The sequence below is a fragment of the Mycoplana rhizolycopersici genome, from assembly GCF_013378445.1.
In the GTDB taxonomy this organism is placed as follows: domain Bacteria; phylum Pseudomonadota; class Alphaproteobacteria; order Rhizobiales; family Rhizobiaceae; genus Mycoplana; species Mycoplana rhizolycopersici.
In genome coordinates, this window is the sequence record NZ_JABXYK010000002.1 from 52,975 (window position 1) to 67,082 (window position 14,108).

Below are 14,108 nucleotides of genomic sequence, written 5' to 3' on the forward strand. Positions count from 1 at the left end.
GGGCCACGTGTCGACCGTCGTCGCAGGCAGCAGCAACCGTCAGGCGGGACGGTGGCGCCATCGTTTGTATGCCCGGCGATATAGGCATGGCTTGCGCTCCCCGAAAGACCGACCGTGTCACTAATCCCCAATCGCAATCCGCTCGATACAAACCGACACATTAAACGGCTGTGCCGCTTTCCGCGAACTTCGCCGTCGCGGGAAGCCCTGGACACCAGATCACAGTGAAAAGCGTTTTTGCATTGATTGCAAGGCTCTACAGGCTGCACGTCCCTGCCTTGCACCGCTTCGCGGATGCGCGCAGCGCCCTGCTCAGCGCTTGCCGGTCTCGGCGGCAAGCGTGCCGGGCGGGGTGCCGGAGGCGAGGCGGCGCAGGATGGCGGCCGTCGCTTGCGCACCGTTCAGGTCCAGCGGCGGTATCGGAGAGGCAGGACTGTCCAGTGCTTCTCGGATCGCCCGGGCGAGGGCGGCAGCCGACAGGCCGCTTTCGGGCAACGTCCTTGCAAGTCCCAGCCGCTCCAGGCGTAGCGCGCGTGCGGTCTGCTCGGTCTCGCCGCCGGCGGTGAACGGCACGAACACGGCGCGGCATCCTGCCCGCAGGATATCGCAGACGGTGTTGTAGCCCGATTGCGAGACCGACAGTCGCGCGGCGGTGAGAAGGCTGGGGAAATCCGTCCGGAAGCGCTCGATGGTGACATTGGCGGGCGCGGCCGCGACCGTCGCCTCGAAGGCCGGCTGCGGCAGGTTCGGTCCGGCGATCACCAGCCAGCGCAGCGCCGGCTCGAGCATGCGCGCAGCCGCGATCGCCGCCTCGTTCAGCGACGCGCCGACAGCGCCTCCGCCAGCCGACACGACGATGTCGAAGCGTTCGGAGGCGGGTTCCGGCGGCGATGCGGCGACGAGGCCGGTGTAGATCACCTTGCCGGCGATCCGGCCGGCAAGCGGAAAACTGTCGTCGATCCGGGCAAACCGGGGGTCGCCGTGGGCGAGCACGGCGTCGAAGCGCTCGTTGACCAGCGCGACGCTCTCCTCGTCGCGGCCGGGCTTGCTGCGCTCCTGCAGGATGTCGCGCAGCGACGACAACACGAGCGGCCTTTCGGCCATCGCCGCGATCTCGTCCAGAAGCGGGATCAGCTCGAAGCGCACCTGCCGGCGCCCGAACGGAAAGGCCTCGATGATGACGATGTCAGGGCATGCCTGCCGGAAAGCGGCAAGCAGCAGCTCCCGCCGCTTCGCCTTGAACGCCTCGTCGACGGGATTGCCGTAGAGGTCGCAAAGCCCCGAAAATCCGGCGTCGCCCGCGACCACCGGCGGCAGCTCGACATGGCGGATGCCATCGCCCGGAAAGCCCTTTACCGGTGTCCCGCCCGTCACCATCGTCACCTCGAAGCCGTCCTCGGCAAGCGCGTGCGAGATGCGGCTGGCGCGGGCCAGATGGCCGATGCCGAGCAGGTGCTGGACATAGAAGAAGACGCGCAGCGCGGACGGGTTGGCTGCGCGCATCAGGCGGCCTGCCATTCGGTCTCGAACAGGTCCTTCAACTGTCGGATGCTGACGTGGTGGTCGAATTCGCTCCTGACGCGGCGTTCCGCCGCATCGCCAAGCCGCTTTCGCAGGCCCGGATCGCGGATCAGCCTTTCCAGCGCCTTGGCAAGCGCTGCCGGGTCTTCGGGCGGGATCACAAGGCCGTTCTCGCCGTCCTGCAACAGCTCGGGAATACCGGAAATGTTCGTCGAGACGCAGACGAGTCGCTGGCTGGAAGCCTCGACCAGGACGTTGGGCAGGCCGTCGCGGTCTCCATCGGCGGTGATGCGGCAGGCCAGCGCGAAAAGGTCGGACCTGCGATAATGTTCGAGCACGTCCTGCTGGTCGAGCGCGCCGTGCCAGGTGATGCGATCGGCGATGCCGAGCTTCAAGGCCAGCGCCTTCAGCGCCACGAGGTTGGCGCCGCCGCCGATATGGACGAAGCGCCACGACAGTTCGGCCGGCAGCAGGGTCAGCGCCCTCAAGAGGATGTCGTAGCCCTTCTTGTCGACGGCGCGGCCGACGCTGACGATCGTCGCCGGATTGCCCGGATCAGAACCGTCGCGCAGCGAATGCGTTCCCGCAAACGGCGCGAAGCGGTCGAGGTCCAGCCCGTGATAGCTGAGGTGGACGTGCCTTTTGCCGTTGGCCAGGATCCTGAGCCGGTCGAAACCGGGCTGGTTGCAGGTCACCGTCCAGCGCGTCTCCGAGAGCTTGCCGGCTAGTTCCCAGTCCGGCGAGGTCCAGATGTCCTTGGCGTGCGCCGAGCAGGTCCAGGGGATGCCGTTCATCAGGCTCGTATAGCGGGCGACGGAGGCGGGCGTGTGGATGAAATGGGCATGCAGCCAGTCTGCCCCCTCTGGCCATTCGGCGCAGAGCACCGCAGCCTGCCCGAAGCGGCGCACGCGGTTCGGCGTCGGATCGCGGCGCAGGTCCTTGAGGAAGGCACGGACGGCGGTCCAGAAGCCGGGCAGCTTCCGGCTCGTTGCGATGCCGCGCAGCACGCGCAGCGGCTCCTGATATAGGTACTCCGGCAGGTAGTGCACCGGCGCCTTGATCTCGTCGTGGATCGGGTGGCGCTTGGCGTCGGTCGGGTGGCGCATGGAGATCAGAGTCAGATCGAATCCCGCACGCTCCAGTCCGAGCAGTTCCTGGGCGATGAACGTCTCCGAAAGGCGCGGATACCCTTTCAGGATCACGACGATTTTCTTCTGCGATTTCAAGTTTTCTCAGCCTTTTACGACGGTGAGCTGCGTGCGCGCGCGGTCGTCCAGCAGATCGCCGACGATCTGGGAGATGTTGCGCAACCCTTCCAGCCGCAGCGACTGCGACGTCTGCGACGGCGGCGCACGGTGCATCAGTTCCTTCAGCGCCTGCGACAGCACTTGCGGATGGCAGGAATCTTCCGAGGACAGCATCTGCACCAGCCCGAGTTCGGCGGCGCGGCTTGCCCGGATCAGCTGTTCCTCGCGCGGATTGACGCGCGGCACGATCAGGGCCGGCTTGTCGAAAGAGAGGATCTCGCAATAGGTGTTGTATCCGCCCATCGCCACGACCGCCCTGGCGTCGGCGATCAGCTCCTCCATGCGGTTGTCGAACTCGATCACTTCCACGTAGGGGATCTTCGCACCCTTCTTCAGGAGCTTCTGACGCTGCTCGCCCGGCATGTAGGGCCCAAGCACGATCAGCGCCTTGTGCGTCAGTTCCGGGTCTTCCTTGTAGGCGTGCAGCACGTCATGGATCAGCGACGCACCGTCGCCGCCGCCGCCCGTGGTCACGAGAATGTAGTCGCCCCTCGGCCGATGCTCCGGCGCCGGTTCCTGCGAGACGCTGCGCTGCAGGAAACCGACGAAGTCCATGCGGGCGCGCACCTGTGGCGGCACGTCGAGGCCGGCGAGCGGATCGTAGAACTCCGGCGGCCCGTAGACCCAGATCCGGTCGTAGTACCGGCCGATCTTGCGCATGACGTCGTTGCGCTTCCACTCGGCGTCGAGCAGGTGCGGCGCATCCATGACGTCACGCAGGCCGAGCACCAGCGTCGTGCCGCTGGCCTTCAGGTAGGCGAGGGTGTCCTCGACCTCGCCGCGCAGTCCCATCGGCTCCTTGTCGACGAGGAAGATGTCCGGCTGGAAGCTTTCGGCGGTGTGGCGGATGATCGCCTGCCGCATCTTCAGCGTTTCCTGCAGGTCGATGTGCTGCTCCATCGAGGTGTATTCGCCGTTGCGCAGCTTGATGACGCTCGGGATCTTCACGAAATCGACGCGCGCGCGATAGTCAAACGCGCCGGCGATCGGGGATCCGGAGATGATGAGGATGTTGAGGCCGCGGAATTCTTCCACCAGCGAATGCGCGATCGCGCGACAACGCCGGAGGTGGCCAAGACCGAACGTGTCATGGCTGTACATCAGAATTCGGGCGTCTTCCAGACGTCGCGTCATCGCACTTGGCTCTTCGTACGGGTCAAACGACCGAATTCTCCAGATAGCTTATGCATCGCATATTTTCGCGTTACTTGTAAGGGTCGGCGGCGTCGCGCAAGCCGTCACCCAGGAAATTGAACGCCAGGATGACAAGTATGACGGGTATCATCGGATACAAGAGCCAGGGATAAAAAGCGATCACGCTGACGCTTCGCGCTTCCGTCAATAGGATCCCCCAGCTCGTGATCGGCGGCCGCAGGCCCAGCCCCAGGAAGCTCAGCGCAGTCTCGCCGAGAATCATGCCGGGTATGGTGATCGTGGCGGACGCGATCAGGTGCGACATGAAGCCCGGCACGAGATGGCGCCCGATGATGCGGCTGCTCCTGGCTCCCATCAGCTGTGCCGCCAGCACATAGTCTTCCTCGCGCAGTGCCAGAAGCTTCGAGCGAACGGCACGCGCAAGTCCGGTCCAGTCGAGCAGGCCGAGAATGACTGTGATGCCGAGATAGACAAGAATGGGACTCCAGCTCACGGGCATGATCGCCGCAAGCGCCATCCACAGCGGGATGCTGGGAATTGATTGCAGGACCTCGATGATGCGCTGCACAACGAGGTCGATGACGCCGCCGTGATAACCGGCAAAGCCGCCGATGACAATGCCGAGCGTGAAACTCACCGCGATGCCGATCAGGCCGATCGTCAGCGAGATCCGCGCGCCGTAGATGATGCGCGAAAGCACGTCGCGGCCGAGGCGGTCGGTGCCGAGCGCGAAGAACTCGCCGTCCTTGGCCGGGCAGACGAGATGGGTGCTGGCCTCCCAAATCCCCCAGAATTTGTAGGGGTCGCCCGAGCAGAAGAAGCGCAGCCGCTGCACGTCGCTTTTGTCGTCGGCATAGACGCGCCTGAGCGTGTCCATGTCCAGCGTCATCGTCCGGCCGTAGACGAACGGACCGACGAGCTGTCCCTCGTGGAACAGGCGCACGCGCTGCGGCGGCGCATGGATGAAGTCCATGTTGCGGGTATGCAGATTGTAGGGTGCCAGGAACTCCGCGACGACGATCATCAGGTAGAGCGCCAGCAGGAAGATGCCGGAGGCAAGCGCGATCCTGTGCTTCTTGAACTTCCACCACATCAACCGCAGCTGCGAGGCCTGGAAGATCTTCGCCTGTCCCGCCGTCATCGCTTCGACGGAATAGGGGTCGAATGGGGCGGTGGAGACGTAGTGGCTGAGCGGCGCGCCGGACGGGGGAAGCGATGCGGTCATTTCGTGCTCCCGCCCTGGAGTCTGATGCGCGGATCAAGCAGGGCGAGCGCGATATCGGAGACCAGCACGCCGATGACGGTGAGGAAGGCGAGGAACATCAAGAACGAGCCCGCCAGATACATGTCCTGGCTCTGCAGCGCCTTGATCAGCATCGGCCCGGTCGTTTCCAGCGACAGCACGATCGCGGTGATTTCGGCGCCGGAGATGATCTGCGGCAGGATCGAGCCGATGTCGGAGATGAAGAAGTTGAGCGACATGCGCAGTGGATATTTCACCAGCGCCCGGAACGGACCCATGCCCTTGGCGCGCGCGGTGACGACATACTGCTTCTGCAATTCGTCGAGAAGGTTTGCGCGCAGGCGGCGCACCATGCCGGCCGTTCCGGCCGTGCCGATGATGATGACCGGGATCCACAGGTGCTCCAGGATCGACATGGCCTTGTCCCAGCTCATCGGCTCGTTCAGGTACTTCTGGTCCATCAGGTGGCCGATCGAGGTGCCGAACCAGATGTTGGCGAAGTACATGAGAATCAGCGCGAGAATGAAGTTCGGCACCGCGAGCCCGAGCAGGCCGAGGAAGGTCAGGCCGTAATCGCCCCAGCTGTACTGGTGGGTGGCCGAGTAGATGCCGATCGGAAAGGCGATGATCCAGGTGACGAGGATGGTGACGAAGGAGACGAGCACCGTCAGCCACAGCCGGTCGCCCACCACGTCGGACACCGGCAGCTGGTATTCGAAGGAATAGCCGAAATCGCCGTGCAGCATGCCGCCAACCCATTGGATGTAGCGGATCGGCGCCGGCTGGTCGAAGCCGTAGCGTTCGCGCAGCGCCTCGATCTCCTCCATGTCCGCCGCTTCGCCCATGGCGCGCAGTTCGGAGATGTAGCTCTCGAAATAGTCGCCGGGCGGCAGCTCGATGATGGTGAAGACGAGCATGGAGATCAGGAGCAGCGTCGGCACCATGACGGCGATGCGCCAGAGGATATATCGCAGCATCAATCAGGCGCTCCCGTCGTACCAGAACGTATCGGGCAGATAGACACCCATGAAGGCGGTGGGATCAAATCCGTAGAGCCCGTTCTCCGGCACGTTCCTGATCTTCCGGTTGCTGACGACCGGCTGCAGCGTGCCGTTGACGATGCCGATCGAGAACACCTGCTGGGTATAGATCGTCAGCATCTCCGTCCATATCGTCTCGCGTTCGGCGGTCGAGCTTGAACGTTTCCACTGTCGCATCAGCTCGACGAGCCTTTTTGCCTCGGGCAGCTCCGGCGCCTCGCCCTTCTGCTCGGCCGAGAGATAGTGCAGGCCCCATACCGGCCATTGCAACTGCTCGTCGCCGGTCGGCGCAAGGGCGGACGGGGACATGTCGGGGGTGGGAATGCCGTTGTCGATGCCCTGCTGCACCGACAGCATGATCTCGCCGCCGAGCGCCCGGCTGCGGAACACGTCGCGCTGTGAAGTCCGGACGCTGAGCGCCAGCCCCACCTGCCGCCAGTGATCGGTGACGAGTTCGAGGACGTCGGTCTCCAGCGTGCTTTCGCCGGCGGATTCGATGATCATGCTGGCAGGTCGCCCGTCCGGCAGAAGCCGCAGGCCGTCGCTGCGCCGCTCCTTCAGGCCCACCTCGTCGAGAAGCTTGTCGGCGAGGTCGGGGTCGAACTGCGCCCAGGCGTGCTGGTACTCCTCCTTGAAGAGAGGGCTCTGCGGCAGGATGGTATCGGCGCTCTCGCGGGCGAGGCCGAAGAAGCTCGCCTTGTTGATCTCTTCCCGGTCTATCGCCATCGACAGAGCCCGGCGGAAGCGGACGTCGCGGAACAGGTCGCGCCAGGCCTTGTCGCCGCAGTTGAGATTGGGCAGGAGCGCGACGCGCGACCCCTGGGTGCGTTCCCACAGGCTGACGCGGATCGGATAGCGGTCCTCGGCGTCCTTGAGGAAGGTGTAGTCGGCAAAATCCAGGCCGCCCGCCTGCAGGTCGGTTTCGCCGGCTCCAGCCTTGGCGGGAATGATGCCCGGCGCGGAGACGTTCAGGAAGATCCGGTCGATATAGGGTAGCTGCTGCCCCGTCTCGTCGACGCGGTGGTAGAACGGGTTGCGCTCGAAAATGAACTGCTCGGCCGGGGGCTTCGTCAGGTTGCGCCACGGGTCGAGCGTCGGTAGCTCCGGATTCTCTGGCCGGTAGGTGCGCGACATGTCGATATGCAGTCCCGTCCAGTCGTCGGAGCCGCTGTCCTCGATCAGCTTCTTCAGCGTTTCCGGATCGGCATATTTCGGATGGAACTGCTTCATGTAGTGGGCGGGCAGCGCCAGCGTCAGCGGTTGCGGCGAGGCAAGCCGGAGCAGGAAGTCCGGGTTCGGAACGTCCCATGTATAACGCACGGTCAGCGGATCGATCACCTCGAAACGCGGCGGCTTTCCTTCCGACAGAAGGTCGAGCGGCAGGCCGCGCGGGCGCATCTCCTTGTTGTTGAGCACGTCCTCCCAGTAGTAGGCGAAGTCGTCCACGGTGAAGGGATGGCCGTCCGACCAGCGGTGTCCCTCGCGCAGGCGGAACGTGTAGGCACGGTTTTCAATCTGGTCGAAGCTTTCCAGGATGTCCGGCTGCAGCGCCAGGTGCTCGTCGAAACCGACGAGCCGCGCATAGCCATTGATGGTCATCAGGCGGATATCCTTCTGGCTGCCGATGATCATCCGCGCCGAGCCGCCATATTGTCCGGGCTTGCGGTCCATCGCCGCGAGATTGACGACGCGCGGCACCTTGGGAAGGCGCTCGGCCATTGGCGGCAGGGCGCCGTCGCCAAGCTTTTCCTTCAGGAATTCCGGTTCCTCCAGGGCAAGCGCCGCCCGCGCCAGCGGCGGGGACAGACAGGTCGCGGCAAGCATGCCGAGTACGGTTCGACGAGTGATCACGGGCGCAACTCTCTTACATCCGCATTGTTACGGGCGAGCACGAGATGGCCATCGCCGAGATCGGCGGTCGCCAGGCCGTGGCCATCGTCGTCCTGGCGGAACGGCGCGGACCAGTTCCGCATGTCGCTGGCATTCGCCGTCTGCAACGTCGAAAAGTCCAGCGGCCGATCGAGATCGGGGAACGGGACGGCTGCAAGGAGCGACTTCGTATAGGGGTGAACGGGCGCACGCATGAGAATTTCACGCGGCGCGAGTTCGACTATCCGTCCCGCGCACATCACCGCGATCCGGTCGGCCATATAGTCGACTACCGCCAGATTGTGCGAAATAAACAGGTAGGTCAAGCCAAGGTCTTTTTGCAGGTCTTTCAGCAGGTTGAGGATCTGTGCCTGCACCGAAACGTCAAGCGCGGACACCGGCTCGTCGCAGATCAGGAGCTCCGGCCCGAGTGCCAGCGCCCGGGCGATGCCGATGCGCTGCCGCTGGCCGCCGGAAAACGAGTGGGGATAGCGGTTGAGATAGCGGCCGTTGAGGCCGATCACTTCCATCAGCGCGCTGACCGTCTCCAGTCGCGATTTCGGCGTGCCGCGCTTGTGGATCTCGAGCGGCTCGGAAAGGATGTTCTGAACCGTCATGCGCGGCGACAGCGAGGAGACGGGGTCCTGGAACACCATCTGGATCTTGCTGCGCAGGCGCTTCAGCTGTGCGCCGTCCGCGCGCAAAACGTCGATCGGGCCCTGCCGGTCGTGGAAGAGGATGGATCCGGAATCCGGCGTCACCGCCCGCATCAGCATCTTGCTGACGGTGGTCTTGCCGCAACCGCTCTCGCCGACGAGACCGAGGCACTCGCCACGGCGGATGTCGAAGCTGACGCTGTCGACGGCGCGCATCGGTGCCTCGTCCGGCTGCCGGAAAAACCCGGCCTTGCGGACCTTGTAGGACTTGGTGAGATCACGCACCGACAGAAGCACATCCGGTCCCGGCGGTTCGTTCCCGCCCGACTTGCCGATGAGTTGCGAGGCATTCACCGGAACCTCGCGCAACGCCTTCAGCCGCTCGCCGGGCTTCATGTCGAAATGCGGCACCGCCGCCATGAGGCCCTTGAGATAGGGATGCGTCGGGCGGCGGAAGATGTCCTCCACCGTGCCTGCCTCCATCACCTCGCCGTGGTAGATCACCACCACTTCGTCGGCGACGTTGGCGACGACACCGAGATCGTGGGTGATCAGCAGCATCGCCATGTTGAATTCCTGCTGCAGGTCCTTCAGCAGGCGAAGGATCTGTGCCTGGATCGTCACGTCGAGCGCAGTCGTCGGCTCGTCGGCAATCAGAAGCGCCGGACGGCAGATCAGGGCGAGCGCGATCATGGCGCGCTGGCGCATGCCGCCCGAAAGCTCGAAGGGGTACATGCGGAAAGCGCGCTCGGGCGTGGAGAAGCCGACCAGGCGCAGCATCTCGATGGTGCGCTCGTAGCGCTCGTCCTTCGACATGTCCTCGTGGATGGTCAGCACTTCGCTGACCTGGTCGCCGATCGTGTGCAGCGGCGAGAGCGAGGTCATCGGCTCCTGGAAGATCTTGCCGATGCGGCGGCCGCGGATGGCGCGGATATCCGGCCCGTCATGCGATAGCTTCAGGATGTCGGTCTGCACGCCGTCGAGCGGGTCGTTGAAAAGGATACGGCCGCTGGCTGTCGCGATCTTCGGCAGGATGCCCATGACTGCCTGGCTGATGACGGATTTGCCCGAGCCGGACTCACCGACGAGCGCAGTCACCTTGCCCGGGGAAACCCGCAGGCTCGCCTTGCGTACCGCGTCGATCCTGCCCCCGAGCATTGCGAACGAGATGCTGAGATCTTCTATCCGCAACAGATCCGCCCCTAAGATCATGCCCGGAGTATCCTTTGTTACTCTTTGTTACCACCAGAAGTACGGCAGACTATCCGAGGCCATTGGGCCTGTCCATGACATTTGCCATAGGCTGAACGCGTTGAGGTTGTATGACAAACCCTGTTCATAAACATGCACCGGATTCGATTTTCAGCAGGCGTCTGCCGCGAGCGCGGAAAGTCCTTCGCTGCCGAGAATGTCGGTTGCGTGCAGCGAGCGGCGGAAGTTGTCGAAGTAGAGCGTCCACTCCCCCTTCGCGGCTGCGCGATAGGGGCCGAACTTGAAGTATTGCCGCGGGCCGAGCCCGGGATCGTCGTGGCCGATGTCGCCTTTCACCGTGACGATCCAGCGGTCGTTTGCGAACAGTTCGACATGGCCGCTGCCGTCCGGCCCCGGCCGGGTCATGACGGCAAAGTCGATCCAGCCACTTTCGGGTAAAGGCAGCCGGTTGCCGCGGTCGGTCACCCTGATGCGACCGGTGCGCGCGCCGTAGGGCTGTCCGTCAAGCGCTCCCCATCGCGGGTCGGTGGCGACGAGCGCGCGCATCTGGTGCTTCTCCGGCCGCAGCCAGACAGGGGTGGAGGCTGCCGCCATACCGGCATCGGCGTGGCCAGCATCGTCGCCGTCGCTGGTCCCGTCACCCGGGCGCAGCGTCGTCTCGACGGTGGCGAACAGCCTGCCGCGAACGAGCCTCAGGGCGAAGAACGGGCTGTAGTCACCCTTGGCGGCCGGGCCGATCTCCCGCTTCCATTGGGCGATCAGGTGACGCGTGGCGTCTTGCGGCACCGGATCGGCGAAGCGGACCGAGAACCCGTACCAGACGGCGCAGTCATAGGGGACGCGCAGGCGCGACCGCTCCCAGATCTCCGCCCGCTCGCTTCGTCCGCTTTCGCCGCCCCAGAGCGGGCGGACGCTGAGCTTCAGCGCGCCCGCGCTGCGGTGCGTGACCGCGCTCTGGAACTCGACACAGCCGGCGCGCTGCTCGGGATTGTCGCGATAGTAGAGGCCACCGGAGGGAGAGAAGGTGGCGCCTTCGAAGCCGTCGAAAAGCGGCGCCTCGAAGGGGCGGGGCTGCGCGGCTTCATTCCGTCGGGAAGAGCCGCCGGCCATGTCAGTTCAGCCCGCGTGCAATCAACGGAATGCTCGCCCGCCTGTCCGCACTGGGAGTGGAACGCGCGTCGCGATAAAGCAGCATGACCTGCTCGGCCTCCGAGCGTCCGTCGCGGCCTTCGCCGTCGAGCGCTTCGGCCCGGTCGATCTTGAGATTGGTCTGCCCCGGCAGCAGCACCGTCAGCTTCTGCCGGACCCCGCGCAGCTTCTCCTCGCCCAGCGTCGTCCATTCGCCGCCGCAATAGGTGGCGAACGTCTGGCTGGCGACGATCGACTTCGAGTATTTCTTCGTCAGTCCCTGCAGCCGCTGCACCTCGTTGACCGCCGAGCCGAAGGCCGAGAAGGTCAGCCGGTCCTTCAACCCGACATTGCCGAACATGACGTTGCCGACGTGCAGGCCGATGCCGTAGCGGATGTCGGCGAGGCCGTCCTTGTGGCGTTTGGTGTTGAGTTCCTCCATGCGCATCGTCGCATGGCGGACGGCGGACATCGCCGCCTGGGCCGCCACCTGCGAGGGCTCGCGGTGCCGGCCGCAAGGATAGACCGCGAGGAAGCCGTCGCCGATGAAGGACAGGATCTCGCCGCCGTTCCGGTTGAACGGCGTGGCGATCGCATCGAAGAACTGGTTGAGCGTATCGATATAGGCCTGGCGACCCTCCTTTTCGGCGAGCACCGTCGACTGGCGCATGTCGGCCATGACGAGGGCGGCGCGGATGGTTTCGCCGTCGCCGCGGCGGATCTGGCCCGAAAGCACCCGCCGGCCGGCATTGCCGCCGAGATAGGTCATCAGCATGTTGTCGGCGAGCTTTCCCAGCACGGCCATCTTGGCTGCGACCGCGAGGCTGTTCTGGATCTTCAGGAGCGCTTCGATGACGTTGTCGCTGAAGCCGCCGGGGGCATCGGTGGACCATGATCCGACCATGCCCTGGCCGGGCGATTCGCCGAACGACTGGACGAAGGCCAGATAGTCCGTCGCGCCGGCCTCCTTGAGGTCGTCGAAGATCGGAAACTCGGAGGGCGCCTTGTGGTCGATGCGCCGGCGAAGGTGATCGAGGCTGTTGTTGAGCAGGTAGTAGTACGGGCTGAGCAGGAAGCGCGACGGCTCGCTGTCCTCGCCCGAGGCGCGGAAGCCTTCGACGGTGACGCCCTGGCCGCGCATCCAGGTGAAGCCCAGCGCGTCGTAGAGCGGATGCAGCATCGAAAAGCTGAGATGGACGCGCAGAAGCGGCAGGCCGGCGGAGGCAAGCCGTTCGCAGAAGCCGGAGATGATATATTCCAGGTTTTCGCCGCCGAGCGCCGCGGTCTTCAGCCAGGAGGAGACGCGATCAAGGAGGATGTTGGAGACGTCGGCCGTACGCGTGTTCATCTTTTGTCCTTGTCGATGCCTGATGGCGCGCTGTCGCAGCGATGCCGAGGCGAAGTGTCGATGTGAAGTCTTCCGGCTTGCCCCGGGGAGCGTCGGGCGGTCGAACCGCTACGACGCAGTGCAACAAGATATAAGGGAGGCACCATCCTGAAACCAGAAGCGGCGGCGAAGAAATCTTTCTCGCCGGTCGCGGCCGCGCCGCGAGGGCGTCCCGGCTCGGCTTGACGCGGCAGCGATTTGCGCCCAATTGTCTGCCACCAGACCAAAAGGGCCCAACGCATTGACCTTGCTTCCTTCTTCCGCCGAAACCCTGATGACGGCGATTGCCGGGAAAAGTGCACGCGCCGGCATCATCGGGCTCGGCTATGTCGGGCTCCCGCTGGCGATCACGATTGCGCGAAGCGGCTTTACCGTGACCGGCTTCGACATCGACCCCGAAAAGATCACAGCGCTTGACGCCGGGACATCCTATATCGAGGCGGTGCCGGCAGAAGCGCTGGCGGCCGAGACACAGGCTGGCCGGTTCCGTTCGACGACCGATTTTGCGGTACTTTCCGAATGCGACGTGGTGGTGATCTGCGTGCCGACGCCGCTGACCAAACAGCGCGAACCGGACATGTCCTATGTCGTCAAGACCGCCGAAGCCATTGCGCGGACGCTGCGGCCGGGGCAACTGGTCGTGCTGGAATCGACGACATGGCCCGGAACGACGGACGAGCTTGTACGACCGATCCTCGAGCGCGGGGGATTGCGGTCCGGCGTCGATTTCTTCCTCGGCTTTTCCCCCGAGCGCGAGGATCCCGGCAACCGCGACTTCGATACGGCGACCATTCCGAAGGTCGTGGCCGGTGACGGCGAGGCCGCGTCCGCGCTGATGCAGGCCTTCTACGGCGCGGTGGTCAAGGCGACCGTGCCGGTGTCCTCCAACGCGACCGCCGAAGCCGTCAAGTTGACCGAAAACGTCTTCCGCGCGGTCAACATCGCCCTCGTCAACGAGCTGAAGGTGCTCTACGAGGCAATGGGCATCGACATATGGGAAGTGGTAGACGCGGCCAAGACCAAGCCCTTCGGTTACATGCCCTTCTATCCCGGACCTGGCCTTGGCGGGCACTGCATCCCGATCGATCCGTTCTACCTGACATGGAAGTCGCGCGAGTTCGAATTGCCGACGCGCTTCATCGAGCTTGCCGGCGAGATCAACTCGGCAATGCCGCGCCATGTCGTGTCTCAGCTTGCCGAAGCGCTCGACATCCGCCTCGGCAAGGCGCTCAGCCGTTCGCGCATCCTCGTGATCGGCCTTGCCTACAAGAAGAACGTGCCCGACATCCGCGAAAGCCCTTCGCTGAAGCTGATCGAACTGATCGAGGAGCGAAAGGGGGCGGTCGACTACCACGACCCCTTCGTCGCCGAGGTGCCCGGCACCCGCGAGTACATGGCGCTGAAGGGACGGCGGTCAGTCGAACTCGACGAGCAGGCAGTGCGCGGCTACGACGCGGTGCTGATCTCGACCGATCACGACATCGTAGACTATGGCGCACTTGCGCAATGGTCGCCGCTGATCGTAGACACCCGCAACGCCTTTGCCCGCCGCGGCATCGAAGGCAGCAACATCGTCAAGGCCTAGCGGTG

The 14,108-nt window shown here is 64.7% G+C and carries 10 protein-coding genes; 1 reads left to right on the forward strand and 9 read right to left on the reverse strand.

Annotated elements, in window-relative coordinates; genetic code table 11:
* Window positions 1–312: 312 nt before the first annotated feature.
* The 9 genes from HV823_RS02775 to HV823_RS02815 all read right to left on the reverse strand — a co-directional run bounded on the left by HV823_RS02775 (window position 313) and on the right by HV823_RS02815 (window position 12,479).
* Window positions 313–1,503 carry a glycosyltransferase family protein gene (locus HV823_RS02775; protein WP_176948654.1) on the reverse strand — a complete coding sequence of 397 codons (1,191 nt, stop codon included), beginning with the start codon at window positions 1,501–1,503 and terminating at the stop codon, window positions 313–315.
* Window positions 1,503–2,747 carry a glycosyltransferase family 4 protein gene (locus HV823_RS02780; RefSeq protein ID WP_176948236.1) on the reverse strand — a complete coding sequence of 415 codons (1,245 nt, stop codon included), beginning with the start codon at window positions 2,745–2,747 and terminating at the stop codon, window positions 1,503–1,505. Before HV823_RS02780 ends, HV823_RS02775 begins: the two co-directional genes overlap by 1 nt.
* 6 nt (window positions 2,748–2,753) lie before the next feature.
* The gene (locus tag HV823_RS02785; RefSeq protein WP_176948237.1) at window positions 2,754–3,962 is read right to left on the reverse strand and encodes a glycosyltransferase family protein; all 1,209 of its coding nucleotides are present in this window, start codon (window positions 3,960–3,962) and stop codon (window positions 2,754–2,756) included.
* Window positions 3,963–4,032: 70 nt separating this feature from the next.
* Window positions 4,033–5,208, reverse strand: coding sequence for an ABC transporter permease (locus HV823_RS02790; RefSeq protein ID WP_176948238.1), 1,176 nt, complete (start codon window positions 5,206–5,208; stop codon window positions 4,033–4,035).
* Window positions 5,205–6,203, reverse strand: a complete 999-nt coding sequence (locus tag HV823_RS02795; protein ID WP_176948239.1) for an ABC transporter permease — start codon at window positions 6,201–6,203, stop codon at window positions 5,205–5,207. Before HV823_RS02795 ends, HV823_RS02790 begins: the two co-directional genes overlap by 4 nt.
* A gap of 3 nt (window positions 6,204–6,206) precedes the next feature.
* The gene (locus HV823_RS02800; protein ID WP_176948240.1) at window positions 6,207–8,117 is read right to left on the reverse strand and encodes an ABC transporter substrate-binding protein; all 1,911 of its coding nucleotides are present in this window, start codon (window positions 8,115–8,117) and stop codon (window positions 6,207–6,209) included.
* Complete coding sequence (locus HV823_RS02805) at window positions 8,114–10,003, reverse strand: ABC transporter ATP-binding protein (protein WP_176948241.1); 1,890 nt, start codon at window positions 10,001–10,003, stop codon at window positions 8,114–8,116. Before HV823_RS02805 ends, HV823_RS02800 begins: the two co-directional genes overlap by 4 nt.
* Before the next feature lie 150 nt (window positions 10,004–10,153).
* Window positions 10,154–11,113, reverse strand: a complete 960-nt coding sequence (locus HV823_RS02810) for a polysaccharide lyase family 20 protein (protein WP_176948242.1) — start codon at window positions 11,111–11,113, stop codon at window positions 10,154–10,156.
* Window position 11,114: 1 nt separating this feature from the next.
* The gene (locus HV823_RS02815) at window positions 11,115–12,479 is read right to left on the reverse strand and encodes an adenylate/guanylate cyclase domain-containing protein (RefSeq protein ID WP_176948243.1); all 1,365 of its coding nucleotides are present in this window, start codon (window positions 12,477–12,479) and stop codon (window positions 11,115–11,117) included.
* Between the two features lie 313 nt (window positions 12,480–12,792).
* Between HV823_RS02815 and HV823_RS02820 the strand changes: the two genes are divergently transcribed.
* Window positions 12,793–14,103, forward strand: coding sequence for a nucleotide sugar dehydrogenase (locus tag HV823_RS02820; RefSeq protein ID WP_176948655.1), 1,311 nt, complete (start codon window positions 12,793–12,795; stop codon window positions 14,101–14,103).
* Window positions 14,104–14,108: the final 5 nt, after the last annotated feature.

Bases quoted from the DNA above. Each gene is read 5' to 3' on its own strand.
- HV823_RS02775 (WP_176948654.1), bottom strand. From the start codon at position 1,503: ATGCGCGCAGCCAACCCGTCCGCGCTGCGCGTCTTCTTCTATGTCCAG.
- HV823_RS02785 (WP_176948237.1), bottom strand. From the start codon at position 3,962: ATGACGCGACGTCTGGAAGACGCCCGAATTCTGATGTACAGCCATGAC.
- HV823_RS02790 (WP_176948238.1), bottom strand. From the start codon at position 5,208: ATGACCGCATCGCTTCCCCCGTCCGGCGCGCCGCTCAGCCACTACGTC.
- HV823_RS02795 (WP_176948239.1), bottom strand. From the start codon at position 6,203: ATGCTGCGATATATCCTCTGGCGCATCGCCGTCATGGTGCCGACGCTG.
- HV823_RS02805 (WP_176948241.1), bottom strand. From the start codon at position 10,003: ATGATCTTAGGGGCGGATCTGTTGCGGATAGAAGATCTCAGCATCTCG.
- HV823_RS02810 (WP_176948242.1), bottom strand. From the start codon at position 11,113: ATGGCCGGCGGCTCTTCCCGACGGAATGAAGCCGCGCAGCCCCGCCCC.
- HV823_RS02815 (WP_176948243.1), bottom strand. From the start codon at position 12,479: ATGAACACGCGTACGGCCGACGTCTCCAACATCCTCCTTGATCGCGTC.
- HV823_RS02820 (WP_176948655.1), top strand. From the start codon at position 12,793: ATGACGGCGATTGCCGGGAAAAGTGCACGCGCCGGCATCATCGGGCTC.